This window comes from Parafannyhessea sp. LCP19S3_B1 (assembly GCF_052121955.1).
In the GTDB taxonomy this organism is placed as follows: Bacteria; Actinomycetota; Coriobacteriia; order Coriobacteriales; family Atopobiaceae; genus Parafannyhessea.
In genome coordinates this window covers 30,976-45,086 of sequence record NZ_JBQKDH010000001.1, presented here as the reverse complement: position 1 = coordinate 45,086, position 14,111 = coordinate 30,976, and the positions used below count along the sequence as shown (strand labels likewise).

Sequence of the window (14,111 nt, the reverse complement as noted above, 5' to 3'; positions counted from 1 at the left end):
AAACATCGTGCTTGGCAATAATACCCCACATTGGGCCAAACTCACAACATCTACTTTAGAAAGAAGCTGTCGTCCACCACCACGTCACTTTTGTGTGTCCGGATGTCTTCCCAAGAGAATCTGCGCGCAAACTCGTCTGCGGTCAGGCTCTCGCCCGGCTCGGCGATTCCCACGGCCTCTGCCAGTCGGCCGATTATGGTCTTCGCGTCCATTCCGTCATCACGAAGGCTCGCTACGTCCGTGTCGAGGTTTCTTTTCGAGAGACGGTGGCCGTCTGGTCCCATCAGGAGCGGGACGTGTGAGTATTCGTGTCGGTCAAACCCCAGCAACCCGCCAAGATACGTCTGCCTCGCGGCGGAGGGAAGGAGGTCCCTGCCCCTTACGACCTCGGTCACGCCCATCAGGCCGTCGTCAACGACTACGGCAAGCTGATAGGCGAACACACCATCGCTTCTCCTGATCAGAAAGTCGCCGCAGTCTCGCGCGAGGTTCTCGCTATAGGTCCCATATACGCGGTCGACAACGGTGATCCGAGCGAGCGGGGAGCTTTCGCCGGGAACCATGAGCCTGATGGCGGGGTTCCGCCTCTTGGACTTCTCGGCAATCTGCTCCGGAGTCAGCCCCCTGCACGTTCCCTGGTACACGAACGTGCCGTCGGCGGCGTGGGGCGCGCTTGCCGCGTGAAGCTCTGCGCGCGAGCAAAAACAAGGGTAGGTAAGCCCCCTGTCGCCAAGCGTCTCCAGAGCCTCCTGATAGGCCTCCGTCCGCCTGCTCTGATAGTACGGTCCTTCGTCCCAGGAGAGTCCAAGCCACTCGTAGTCCCTCATGAGGTCGTCGGCCACCCGCTGATCCTGCGCTCGTGGGTCAAGATCCTCTATGCGAAGAATCATCTTGCCGCCAGCCGACCTGACGGAAGCCCACGCCATGAGCGCCGAGAAGACGTTGCCAAGGTGTATCTTGCCGGACGGCGTCGGGGCAAAGCGTCCAACGACGGGGCGCCGCGCCGGCGCGCAGTCCATGTCGCATGATTTGTGAGTCGAGGTATCCATATGCCCATGGTAGCTGTTGCGTCCTGCCGCGCCTCTGGGGAGAACGGGCTTTCGGTCCCGAGCCGCATATACTTAACATTCCTAGCACCAGAGTGACTTAATGCTCCATGATTGATTCCAAATATTGGAATAATTTATCAATGTATCCATCTGCATATCTTGGAAAACAGCCGTCTACCTTTGAAAACGAATTTGCTACCGTTTATAGAAACGAGAAAAACCCCTACACAATCTTGAGAAACGCGGTATAGTCTAATCTCCGATTAGGAGGGCGGCGCGAAGGCGTCGCCTTAAGTCATTAGGCATAGGAGGATAAAGTGTCCAAGGCATTCGGCAAGCCTAACCGCGTCGTTATCGCCCTCGGTGGCAACGCCCTCGGCAACACCCCCGAGGAGCAGATCGCCAAGGTCCGCGCGGCCGCCCCGACGCTGCTCAAGGTTATCGAGCAGGGCAACGAGATCATCATCACCCACGGCAACGGCCCGCAGGTCGGCATGATCCAGAACGCGTTCGCCTACGCCCACAAGGATGACCCGGCGAAGATCCCCGCCATGGACCTCCCCGAGTGCGGCGCGATGTCCCAGGGCTACATCGGCTACCACCTGCAGCAGGCCATCGGCGCAGCCATGCACAAGGAGTACAAGCGCTGGCACGTCGCTTCCGTCGTGACCCAGATTGAGGTCGACCCCGACGACCCCGCGTTCAAGAACCCCACCAAGCCCATCGGAGCCTTCATGAGCAAGGAGGAGGCCGACGCCGAGCTCGAGAAGCACCCCGACTGGACCATGGTCGAGGACTCCGGCCGCGGCTATCGTCGCGTTGTCGCTTCCCCGCAGCCCAAGAAGATCGTCGAGTACGAGAGCATCCTCAACCTCCTCGACAACGAGTTCATCGTCATCGCCTGCGGCGGCGGCGGAATCCCCGTTGTTCGTGACTACACCGACAAGGGCACCTACAAGGGCGTCGCTGCCGTCATCGACAAGGACATGGGCGGCGAGCTTCTCGCCGAGGACTGCTCCGCCGACATGCTCGTCCTGCTGACCGCCGTCGACCACGTCGCCATCAACTTCGGCAAGCCCGACCAGAAGGACCTCGAGGACATCACCGTCGACGAGGCCAAGAAGTACGTCGAGGAGGGCCAGTTCGGCAAGGGCTCCATGGAGCCAAAGGTCAAGGCCGGCATCAAGTTCGCCGAGTCTCGCCCCGGCCGCGTCTGCATCATCGGCTCGCTCGAGAAGGCTGCCGAGGCCATGGCGGGCCTCTCCGGCACCCGCATCCACGCGTAGGCATTGCCTGCATAGGTGTTAAAGAGCGCCAAGCTTGAAAGCACAGGGAGGGTCGCGACGTGGTCGCGGCCCTCCCTTCCTCTTGTATGTCGGCTTGGCTAGCTACGCCAGAAGTCTTTCTTGAGATCCTCGCGGTTCGGCTGTCCGCACTTCTTCATGATGTTGTGAAGGTGCGTCTTGATGGTTCCCTCCGCAAGTATCAGCTCAGACGCGATCTCGCGATTGGACTTGCCCTCGACGACGAGGGCAAGTATTTCTCGCTCGCGCTTTGAGAGACTGTGCGCCTGTGCGTACGCGGGAAGCCTGTCCTCGATGTGCTCTGTAAGCGAGCTGTTGTGTCTCGCGGCATCGATCTGGACCTCGGGTGGCTCGTTGAAGCGCAGCGCAAGGTCCCGCACGGTCTGGTAGATGGTGATCGCCGCGACGAAGATCATCATCAGGTTCTCGGATATGTTGCGGCTCGAGAGGAAGACGCCGGTAAGCGGGCTGTTTGCCGTGGGGATGGGCGCAAGCAGGATAACGTAGGTGTCCTCGCAGACGATAGAGATGGTAAAGACGAGAAGTACCAGGAATATGGGCCGTCTCTTTACCATGCGATGCTGGAATACCTCGTCCTTGTTCGAGCGATAGAGCCAGAAGGCATATCCAAGGCAGCTGAGTATGGAGACCTGCCGCATGGTGTAGAAGAGCCATTGGCGCAGCGGGCCATAGGGGAGTAGAAGCAGGATCAACGCTTGGGCCACGCAGAGCGCAATCGTCGGCAGGACTATTCGACGCGGTTCGCGCACATCGATGATGCCGAACACGATTTGCCAGAAGCAGGCGAGGATGACGGCTCCGATCAGTATTCTGAACGCGGGCTCATCGACCGCATAGTAGTTCGCCGCTGTAACCGTTCCGACGTTCTGAAGAAGCCACTCGCCCCCAAAGATCTGGGTCAGCTCGACGAAGTAGGCAATGAAGAAGAGCGCCTGCGGAATGTATTTGAGCCGTCTTGAGACTATATAAGCCGCAATCGAAATCGAAGCCGTGCTGAGGCAGACACACAGAACAACGATGGTGTACGTAAAGATGAGAGAGCTCAAATCCACACCTCCGCAGCAACATAAGCCAACAGAAAAACTGTCTGACCGATGAATGCTAGCCATTCTGGCATATCTTGTTGGGCTTTTCGAAAGTCCGACGCGCATGTGGTGTCAATCACATCCGAATGCCACGGCTGCCGCTCCGCACGTTGGAAGGTATCTGCCAGAAACCTTCTTTCTTTCGATAGTCTTTGACACGCTCAAAAAGACTACATGTGAGCGCCGGGGCCAAATGCCATTCGACGGGCTGTGGGTACACTGGATGGACGAGCATTCGATCAAGGAGGTAAGTGTGCCGGACGCAGATCTCAATGATGGCGAGTTCATGCTTGGACAACCTGCAATCGTTTGTAGGTGGCGGCTTTCGAATAAGACGCTTCCGCTTGAGAACAGACACCTCAGGGCCCTTGGGGCGCGGCATACGCGCACGAGGAGGGTGCAGAAGGAGCTTGTTGCCTGGGCGAAGCAGCATATCGAGTGGACGTTGGGAGACGGGGCGGCGGCCAACCCTGACGGCGTACTCATGATGATCGTGGACACGGAGGGTCGAGCCGCGATGTCCGTCGGTCCCTATGAGGAGCTTGAGGACACGCGCCTGGCTGCGCTCTGTGCCCGTGCCGACCTCGCGCGCCGCGAGGCGGAGGAGGTCGGCGTCGCCCCCGAGGCACTGTGGCTCGCGAGCGAAGGAACCCTCATCCGGGAGGGGGCTCCGGGCATGGTGCCCGCCGGCGCCGTCTCTTTGGTCACCGACCTGGCGAAGACGATGGGCATTCACATCAAATACGTCGACGACCTTCTGGAGAAGGTCCAGGGTCGTCGCATCGACTTCGACGAGGCGTTCCTCGTGTCCGACGAGCATGGCGTCGTACCCGCGAGCGACTTCTCCGGCCCCGAAGGCCGGCGCTTCTCAGAGGGATACGAGAGATTGCTCGAGCGTGCAAAAAAGAAATGAGGGCCGCACTGGCAATGAGCTGAGAAAACGTAATCCCTACTAAAAATAGGGGAATTACGGTCACCGTTTTGTAGGAATATTGCATCCACTTTGAGCAATAATACAAGTGTATGTGCATCGATGTGATTCGGCGCGCATTCATGTTGGCAGTAGCGACGAGAGCTTTCCCCTCGTGATCCTGTGCCACGTGCCAAATCAACGGACGCTTGGCAGCGTCCGGTGGATGTAAGGAGAGGATATGGAACGTAAGTTCAAGTCGATGGACGGCAACGAGGCCGCAGGCTGGGTCTCGTATGCATTCACCGAGGTGGCGGGCATTTACCCGATCACTCCCTCGAGCCCCATGGCCGACCATGTCGACCAGTGGGCGGCAAAGGGTCTGAAGAACATCTTCGGCAATCCCGTCAAGATCATCGAGATGGAGTCTGAGGCTGGTGCCTCCGGTACCGTCCACGGCTCTCTCGGCGCAGGTGCGTTGACCACCACCTACACCGCTTCTCAGGGTCTGCTTCTGATGATCCCGAACATGTACAAGATTGCCGCCGAGGGCCTGCCTGGCGTCTTCCACGTCTCCGCGCGTACCGTCGCGACGCAGGCGCTGAACATCTTCGGCGATCACTCCGACGTCATGGCCTGCCGCCAGACCGGCTTCGCCATGCTCGCCGAGGGCAACGTCCAGGAGGTTATGGACCTCGCTCCCGTCGCCCACCTTGCCGCCATCTCCGGCAAGACCCCGTTCCTGAACTTCTTCGACGGCTTCCGCACCTCCCACGAGATTCAGAAGGTCGCCGTCTGGGACTTCGACGACCTCAAGGACATGGTCGACTGGAAGTCTCTGCAGGAGTTCCGCGATCACGCGCTGAACCCCGATCACCCGCACTCCCGCGGCTCGCATGAGAACGGCGACATCTTCTTCCAGCACCGCGAGGCCTGCAACAGCAGGTATGACGCGCTCCCCGAGATCGTCCAGGGCTATATGGACAAGATCAACGAGAAGCTCGGCACCAGCTATCACCTGTTTGATTACTACGGCGCCGAGGACGCGGACCGCGTCGTTGTCTGCATGGGCTCCTTCTGCGATACGCTCGAGGAGGTCATCGACTACCTCAACGCCCACGGTGAGAAGGTCGGCCTGGTCAAGGTTCGCCTCTATCGTCCTTGGTCCATCAAGGACTTCGTCGCGGCCCTGCCGAAGACCGTCAAGAAGATCGCCGTCCTCGACCGCACCAAGGAGCCCGGCTCCATTGGCGAGCCCCTCTACCAGGACGTCGTTACCGCCCTTTACGAGGCTGGCATGTCTGATCTCGTCGTGACCGGTGGCCGTTACGGCCTCGGCTCGAAGGACGAGCCGCCCGCGGCCGCGTTCTCCGTCTTCGAGGAGCTCAAGAAGGACGAGCCGAAGCGCGAGTTCACCATCGGCATCGTGGACGACCTCACCAACCTCTCGCTCCCGATGGATCCGGACGCCCCCAACACGGCGGCTCCTGGCACCATCGAGTGCAAGTTCTGGGGTCTTGGCGGCGACGGTACCGTCGGCGCGAACAAGAACTCCATCAAGATCATCGGCGACCACACGGACAAGTACGTCCAGGCCTACTTCCAGTACGACTCCAAGAAGACCGGCGGCGTCACCATCTCGCACCTGCGCTTTGGTGACAGCCCCATTCGTTCGCCGTACTACGTCACCAAGGCCGACTTCGTCGCCTGCCACAACCCCAGCTACATCGTCAAGGGCTTCAAGATGGTCCGCGACGTCAAGCCGGGTGGTACCTTCCTGGTCAACTGCCAGTGGGATGACGCGGAGTTCGCAGAGAAGATGCCTGCCGAGGCGAAGCGCTACATCGCCAAGAACAACATCTCCGTCTACCTGATCGACGCAATCGACCTCGCTGCGAAGGTCGGCATGGGCAAGCGCACCAACACGGTGCTCCAGTCCGCGTTCTTCGCCCTGGCGAAGGTCCTTCCCGCCGAGGACGCCCTGAAGTACATGAAGGACGCTGCCGAGAAGTCCTACGCAAAGAAGGGCCAGGCCATCGTCGAGGCCAACTGGAAGGCCATCGACGCCGGCGCGACCGCGTTCCGCAAGTTCGACGTTCCTGCCGACTGGGCAGAGGCCGAGGACGTCAAGCACGAGGTCAAGCTTGAGGGCCGCGACGCCATCGTCAAGCAGGTCCGCGAGCTTCTCTTCCCGATCGACAAGATGGACGGCGACTCGCTGCCCGTCTCCGCCTTCAAGGACAACCCCGACGGCCAGTTCGAGCTCGGTGCCTCCGCGTACGAGAAGCGAGGCACCGCGGTCATGGTCCCGCGTTGGGATCCCAGCAAGTGCATCCAGTGCTGCAACTGCGCGTTCGTGTGCCCGCACGCAACCATCCGTCCGGTTGCCATGAACGCCGAGGAAGCGGCCGCCGCTCCTGAGGCCATGAAGACCACCGACCTCAAGATGCCGAAGAACACCGGCTACACCTTCTCCATCGTCGTTTCCCCGCTGGACTGCATGGGCTGCTACAACTGCCTGTATGCCTGCCCGAAGAGCGACTACAAGAACGGTGGCGCGCTCACCATGGTGCCGCAGGAGGAAGAGGCCGCTCAGGCAGAGGTCTGGGACTACGCCGTCAACAAGGTGAGCGAGAAGAGCGAGCTCGCCAGCGACAAGAACCCCAAGGGCTCCCAGTTCCACAAGCCCCTGCTCGAGTTCTCCGGCTCCTGCGCCGGCTGCGCCGAGACCTCCTATGCACGTCTCGTCACCCAGCTCTTCGGCGACCGCATGTTCATCAGCAACGCGACCGGCTGCTCCTCGATCTGGGGCAACCCCGCTGCGACCTCGCCGTTCACCGTCAACGCCGAGGGTCACGGCCCCGCTTGGAACAACTCGCTGTTCGAGGACAACGCCGAGCACGGCCTCGGCCTGAAGCTTGGCTATGATGCCGAGCAGGACCGTCTTGCTACCATGACCGAGCAGCTCATCGAGACCGAGGGCATCCCCGAGAGCCTCAAGGAGTCTGCGACCGCATGGCTTGCCGCGAAGGACAAGACCGCCGAGTCCAAGGCTGCCGCTGCCGAGTACGTGGCACAGCTCGAGGCAGACGGCTCTGACGCCTCCAAGGCAATCCTCGCCGACAAGTCCTTCCTCTCCAAGAAGTCCTTCTGGATCTTCGGCGGCGACGGATGGGCCTACGACATCGGCTTCGGCGGCCTCGATCACGTGCTTGCCTCTGGCAACAACGTGAACGTCTTCGTCTTCGACACCGAGGTCTACTCCAACACCGGTGGACAGGCCTCCAAGGCTTCCAACCTTGGTCAGGTCGCACAGTTCGCCGCTGCGGGCAAGACCACCAAGAAGAAGTCCCTTGCCGAGATCGAGATGTCCTATGGCTACGTCTATGTCGCCCAGGTCGCCATGGGTGCCAACCCGATGCAGACCCTGAAGGCCATCGCCGAGGCAGAGGCCTATGACGGACCGTCCCTGATCATCGGCTACAGCCCCTGCGAGATGCACTCCATCGCCAAGGGCGGCATGATGCACGCTCAGGAAGAGATGAAGAAGGCAGTCGACTGCGGCTACTGGAACCTCTTCCGCTTCAACCCCGCTGCTCCCGACGGCAAGAAGTTCACCCTTGACTCCAAGGAGCCGAAGGAGGGCTACCAGGAGTTCCTGATGAACGAGGCCCGCTACAGCCGCCTCACGCGCGAGTTCCCCGATCGCGCAAAGGAGCTCTTCGCCGAGAACGAGGCTGCGGCAATGGCACGCTACGAGCACCTGCTCAAGCTCAAGGCCATGTACGCCGAGGCGTAGGGAGAAGAACGCGCTCCACTAGCCGCTAGCTAAGGAACCGGTCGCGACAGAGTTCGCGGCCGGTTCTTTTTTCTAACGCCACACCCGCTCGTCGCTCCGCCTCGCGACGTCTTGTGTACCATAGCGGTAACGATTCATAGCGTCGCGCTCGTCGTGGTATGTCTTCGCAAGTTGTGGCCTTGGCACTTGGCGCATCGGCATGTAAGGCTGAACTACCTTGCTGGCCGGCGCACATGCGCCGCATCGCGAAGGCGACGACGTGTCCTCAGGAGGTGCAGGATATTGGCAGACAACAGCGTTTCCCTCAAGGCTCGCGGGTTCTTCCTTCCCTCTGGCTTCCGTCCCGGTGGCTTTCTCGAGGTGCGTGACGGGGTCGTTGTGGGCGTTTCGGACGCCCCCTCGCCAGACCTCGAGGTCGTCGACTGCGGCGACGCCACCGTGGCGCCGGGCTTCGTCGACACTCACATACATGGCTACGCAGACCACGACTTCATGGACTGCGACCCAAACGGCAATCGTAAGATTCTTGATGCGCTCGCGCACAAGGGGACAACGTCCATCCTCGCGACAACGCTGACCGCCTCGACCGACTCCATCGACAAGGCTTGCGCCGGCATCGCCAGGACCGTGGAGGAGCGCCCTGCCGGCTCCACCGAGGCCCGCATCCAGGGAATCTTCCTGGAGGGCCCGTTCTTCACGGAGAAGCATAAGGGTGCACAGAACCCCGCGTACCTTTGCGACCCCAGCCTCGACAAGCTGAGGCAGTGGCAGCAGTCCGCGCACGGCCTCATTCGCAAGAGCGCGCTCGCGCCCGAGCGCAAGGGCTCCGATGCGTACGTGCGTGGTGCGGCGAAGATGGGTGTCGTGACGGCGTTGGGGCACTCCGACGCAACATGCGAGCAAGGACGACATGCGGTCGACGCCGGCGCCTCGGTCTTCGTTCACACGTACAACGGCATGAGTGGATTGCACCACCGCATGCCCGGCCTCGTTGGATGCGCCATGACCACTGACAACACCTACGCGGAGCTCATCTGCGACGGCCTGCACGTCATGCCGGCGGCTGTCGATGCCCTTGTGCGTGCGAAGGGGTGGGATGAGGTTGCGTTGGTGAGTGATTGTCTACGCTGCGGTGGTATGCCCGATGGCGACTACATGCTTGGTGAGCTCCCCATCGTGCTCAGCGGCGGCGTGGCGCGGCTGCGTGACGAGAACAACATAGCGGGCTCCGTCCTCACCATGGGCGGTGCGGTGCGCAACATCGTCGACTGGGGCGTCGAGTCGCTGGAGCATGCCGTCGCAATGGCGACAATAGTTCCGGCGCGCTCAGCAGGCATTGCGGATCGATGTGGGCAGATTCTGCCCGGCAGGGCTGCCGATCTGGTGGTGCTGGGCGCAGATCTTTCTGTACGTGCTACCTACGTTGGTGGTGTGCTTGTGAGGTAGGCGAGAAATTCCACCCCCGCGCACGACAGCGCGTTCTGGATTATAGCGCCCCTGACTCCCGACATGTGGTGGAGCCAGGGGCGTATGTGATGGCTGGTGATATCTGTGCTTTTCGAGGGCCTATATCCACGCTGAACCTTACGTTTTCCTGTTTGACCAGTTACGAACGAACGGTAGGAATCCGAGTGCGAGCGGCTGGATGACTGTAAACCATACAACTGATCGAAAGATAAAAACACAAACTTAAATCTCTAGAATTAGAATGTCTACCATAGGGATTATTAGAGAGATAGATTGGTTTAGTGTCGTTTGCCCACTTTGGAACTTAGATAAACTGGCACCCTGGGCTGGAGCGTTGCAACATGGGCCGTGAAAGGACGCCGGAAGAGCACAAGGCCCGGCGGCTACGTGCAAGGTTCGAGAAAGGGAGCACCGCAATGGCAATGCCCAAGGATTTCATCGACAGCAACGACTTCACCAAGGAACAGATTCTTGCGATCGAGGACCTTGGCCTCGCGATGAAGAAGGCCATCAAGGTCGATGGCTTTTACCCGCACCTCCTGCGCAACAAGTCCCTTGGTATGATCTTCCAGCAGGTTTCCACCCGTACCCGTATTTCGTTTGAGACCGCGATGACCGACCTCGGCGGTCACGCTCAGTTCTACGGCCCCGGTACCATCCAGCTTGGCGGCCACGAGTCCCTGGGCGACACCGCCCGCGTCATGGGCTCGCTGCTCGACGTGATGATGGCGCGCGTCAACCGCCACAAGGACGTCGAGGGCCTGGCTGCCGGCTCCGCCGTGCCCGTCATCAACGGCATGTCCGAGTTCAACCACCCCACGCAGGAGATGGGCGACCTCATGACCATGCTGGAGAACCTGCCCGAGGGCAAGAGGATCGAGGACTGCACGCTGGCATTCATTGGTGACGCCACGCAGGTGTGCGTCTCGCTCATGTTCATCTGCTCCAAGATGGGCATGCACTTTGTGCAGTTTGGCCCCAAGGGCCACCAGATATCCGATGGTGCCCTGCACGTGGGCACCCCCGAGGAGCGCGCGGCGTTTGGCAAGCGTCTTATGGAAATCGGCGAGAAGAACTGCAAGGAGTCCGGCGGCACCATCGTGATCTCCGATGACATCGAGAGCATCAAGGGCGCCGACTTCGTGTACACCGACGTTTGGTACGGCCTGTACGACCAGGAGGAGTCTGGCGCGTCCTACATGGACGTGTTCTATCCCAAGTACCAGGTCACCATGGACATGATGAACTATGCCGGGCCCAACTCCAAGTTCATGCACTGCCTGCCCGCCACCCGTGGCGAGGAGGTCGTGGACGAGGTCATGGACGACCCCGAGCGCTCCCTGTGCTGGGTCGAGGCGGAGAACCGCAAGCACTCCATCCGCGCGCTGCTTGCCGCGCTGGCAAAGCGCACGCCGCTGAACGACGAGGACGTTGACTACTCTGCCAAGGCCGAGCTGCACGCAGCCCTCAAGAAGATCGAGGAGCTCCAGGCCTAGTACCAGGTGCTTCAGGGTCGGGGCGCGCCCAGAAGGCGCCCCTCGCCCTGGCGCCGGGTTGCGCCGGGGAGAGTGGCTTTTCTCGCCCAACCGGGGCCTTTTCCGCTGGGCCAGAGGGAGAAAGGGGATTGCATGGGGGAGAAGAAGGGGATATCGTTCCTCACCATCATCTCTACGGTCATCTGCGTCGTCTTTGTGTGTGAGGCGGCGGCGCCGGCCGCGGCGATCGGAAACCAGCAGTTCTTCTGGTGGATCTTCCTGATCGTCACGTTCCTGATTCCGTACGGCCTCGCGGTCGCGGAGCTGGGAACCACCTACGACAGCGACGGCGGCATCATCGACTGGATCCGCGACGGGCTGGGCGATAAGTGGGCGGCGCGCGCGTCCTACTACTACTGGGTGAACTACCCGTTCTGGATCGCGTCGCTCGCCACCATGTTCCCGCCCATCCTGAACATGGCTTTTGGCATCCAGTTCAACCTCGCGACCTCGCTCATCATCGAGCTTGCGTTTACCTGGATCGTCACGTTCATGGCGTTCTCGAAGGTGTCTGACTCCGAGTGGGTCCTCAACGGCGGTGCAATCATCAAGGTCGCGATTGCCGTGGTCGTCGGCTGCATGGGCATCTGGTTCGCATCCCAGCATGGATTTGCAAACGACATGAGTCCGCAGACGTTTTTGCCCTCCGGCCTGAATGGCCTCAGCTACATCTCCATCATCATCTTCAACTTCATGGGCTTCGAGGTCATCTGCACCATGACCGGCGACATGAAGAACCCCAAGGTCGAGATTCCCCGTGCCATCATTATGGGCGGTGCGGCCATCGCGGTCATCTACCTGTTCTGTGGCTTCGGCATCGGCGCGGCGATACCCGCTGACAAGATTGATCCTGATTACGGCATGATCGTGGCCGTCCAGACCATGGTCGGCAACTCCTGGCTGTTCAAGCTCATCTGCGTTGCGTTCCTGATCACGTTCTTCGCGAACATGGCGTCTTGGTCGTTTGGTGTGAACTCCGTCGCAGCTTACGCTGCCCAGACCGGTAACATGCCAAAGGTCTTCGGCAAGATGAACCCCAAGACCGGCATGCCGGACGGTGCGGCAATCACCAACGGCGTTGTGGCATCGCTCGTCCTTTGCATTCAGCTTATTCCCATCGAAGCGATTTCGGACGGAATCTTCTGGATGCTGTTCAGCCTCTCCGTTGTCTTCCTGCTGCTCACCTATGTCCCCATGTTCCCGGCGTTCATGAACCTGCGCAAGAACGACCCCAACCGCGAGCGCGTCTACAAGATGCCGTTCAAGGGCGGTCTGCTCAAGGCCGCGATGATCATCCCGATGATCGAGCTCATCGGCGTTATCGTCACCACCGTTGTGCCGCTGTCCGCGGACGAGGTGTCCTCCAAGATGCCGATGCTCATAGGGTTCTTCGTCCTTCTCGCCATTGGCGAGGTGGTCCGCGTGGTCTCCGCAAAGGGCCGCACGGAGGAGTACCACGGCCTCACACCGGAACTTGCGCAGAAGCGCCTGGAAGAGGAGGCTGCGGCGGAGTCTGCAGAGTAGCAGGCGCGGTACCCGGGCGAGAAAGGCCGCGCACTTTGCGGCAGTCCGCGCCTGGCTGCAAGCAACCTTTGGCTTGTCTGTTCTTGTCTTACACGTAACGGCGGGCGCGCGTGCGCCCGCCACCGCAAGAGGAGGGTCTTATGCGTACCATTACCGAGTCCGAGTCCACCCCTAGGGCCGACGGCTTCCACATGCCTGCGGAGTTCGAGCCGCAGGACCGCGTCTGGATGGGCTGGCCGCACCGCACCGACACCTGGGCGTTTGGCGCCAAGCCCGCTCAGGAGCAGTATGCCGCCATCGCTCGTGCCATCGCGGAGTTCACGCCGGTGGTCATGTGCGTTAACGAGGCTGACTACGCCAACTGCAAGAAGGTGTTCGAGGACGACGAGAACGTGCTTGTGCTCGAGATGACCACCGACGACGCGTGGTTCCGCGACACCGGCGCGACGTTCGTCGTGAACGACAAGGGCGAGAAGCGCGCAAACAACTGGCACTTCAACGCGTACGGCGGACTTGTGGACGGCCTGTACTTCCCGTGGCGCTCCGACGACGAGATCGCCCTCAAGATGGCCGAGTTCGCGGGATGCCGCACGTACCGTCCCGATGACATGATCCTCGAGGGCGGTTCCATTACCGTCGACGGCGAGGGCACCCTTGTCGTGACCGACCAGTGCCTGCTGTCCCCGGGCCGCACCTGCTCTGCCGTGATGGCCGACGAGGACGACGAGGACACCATCTGGCCCAAGTACGCCCGCAAGTTCGAGCCCTGGAGCGAGCCGCTGCGCGAGTACATGAACGAGCACCTGAAGAACTACCTGGGCGTCGAGAAGGTCATCTGGGTGAAGGAGGGCATCGACCCCGAGGAGACGAACGGTCACATCGACGACGTCGCGACGTTCATCGCGCCTGGCGTCATGGCATGCATCTGGTCCGACGACCCGGATTACCCGTTCTATCGCCAGTGCCACGAGGCGTACGAGACGCTGTCCAACGCGACGGACGCCAAGGGTCGCAAGCTCAAGGTCTACAAGCTCCCCATGCCCGTGAAGCCGCTGTACATGACGCAGGAGGCCTGCGACTCCATCGACGTGGACGAGGCCGCGGAGCCGCGCGTCCCGGACGAGCCGCTCATCGCGTCCTACATGAACTACCTGGTCACCAACCACGGCGTCATCACCCCGCAGTACGGTGACGAGAACGACGCCCTGGCCGTGGAGACCCTGCAGAAGATCTACGACGAGACCTGGGGCGAGGGCGTCTACAAGGTCGTCGGCGTAAAGTCGGACCAGGTTGTCTACGGTGGTGGCAACATCCACTGCATCACGCAGCAGGAGCCTTCCGCCCAGACCAAGTAGCAGGTAGCCCAAAGGCAGCTGCAAATAAGACGGCGCAGCGCAGCCGAGAAGAGCGTGCAGGC

General features: G+C 61.0%; 9 protein-coding genes. 7 read left to right on the top strand and 2 right to left on the bottom strand.

Annotated elements, in window-relative coordinates:
* Window positions 1–50 precede the first annotated feature (50 nt).
* A complete protein-coding gene (gluQRS, locus tag ACTQWE_RS00185; protein ID WP_441854972.1) occupies window positions 51–1,019 on the bottom strand; it encodes a tRNA glutamyl-Q(34) synthetase GluQRS in 969 nt (322 codons plus the stop codon).
* 347 nt (window positions 1,020–1,366) lie between these two features.
* Here gluQRS and arcC point away from each other — a divergent pair, with 347 nt between their 5' ends.
* Window positions 1,367–2,335: a carbamate kinase gene (gene arcC, locus ACTQWE_RS00180; RefSeq protein ID WP_170104712.1), complete on the top strand. Its 969-nt coding sequence runs from the start codon at window positions 1,367–1,369 to the stop codon at window positions 2,333–2,335.
* Window positions 2,336–2,433: 98 nt separating this feature from the next.
* On the opposite strand, the gene ACTQWE_RS00175 is transcribed toward arcC, so the two are convergent.
* A complete protein-coding gene (locus ACTQWE_RS00175) occupies window positions 2,434–3,426 on the bottom strand; it encodes a helix-turn-helix domain-containing protein (RefSeq protein WP_441854969.1) in 993 nt (330 codons plus the stop codon).
* Between the two features lie 286 nt (window positions 3,427–3,712).
* Between ACTQWE_RS00175 and ACTQWE_RS00170 the strand changes: the two genes are divergently transcribed.
* From ACTQWE_RS00170 to ACTQWE_RS00145, 6 genes are all read left to right on the top strand, one after another.
* Window positions 3,713–4,372, top strand: a complete 660-nt coding sequence (locus tag ACTQWE_RS00170) for a hypothetical protein (protein WP_328804376.1) — start codon at window positions 3,713–3,715, stop codon at window positions 4,370–4,372.
* A gap of 238 nt (window positions 4,373–4,610) precedes the next feature.
* A complete protein-coding gene (gene nifJ, locus ACTQWE_RS00165) occupies window positions 4,611–8,168 on the top strand; it encodes a pyruvate:ferredoxin (flavodoxin) oxidoreductase (protein WP_441854967.1) in 3,558 nt (1,185 codons plus the stop codon).
* 282 nt (window positions 8,169–8,450) lie between these two features.
* On the top strand, window positions 8,451–9,614 hold the full coding sequence (gene nagA / locus ACTQWE_RS00160; protein ID WP_441854966.1) for an N-acetylglucosamine-6-phosphate deacetylase: 1,164 nt from the start codon (window positions 8,451–8,453) through the stop codon (window positions 9,612–9,614).
* A 437-nt stretch (window positions 9,615–10,051) separates the two neighbouring features.
* The gene (ptcA, locus tag ACTQWE_RS00155) at window positions 10,052–11,131 is read left to right on the top strand and encodes a putrescine carbamoyltransferase (RefSeq protein ID WP_441854964.1); all 1,080 of its coding nucleotides are present in this window, start codon (window positions 10,052–10,054) and stop codon (window positions 11,129–11,131) included.
* 132 nt (window positions 11,132–11,263) lie between these two features.
* On the top strand, window positions 11,264–12,694 hold the full coding sequence (locus ACTQWE_RS00150) for an APC family permease (protein WP_441854962.1): 1,431 nt from the start codon (window positions 11,264–11,266) through the stop codon (window positions 12,692–12,694).
* 140 nt (window positions 12,695–12,834) lie between these two features.
* Complete coding sequence (locus ACTQWE_RS00145; RefSeq protein WP_441854960.1) at window positions 12,835–14,049, top strand: agmatine deiminase family protein; 1,215 nt, start codon at window positions 12,835–12,837, stop codon at window positions 14,047–14,049.
* Window positions 14,050–14,111 lie beyond the last annotated feature (62 nt).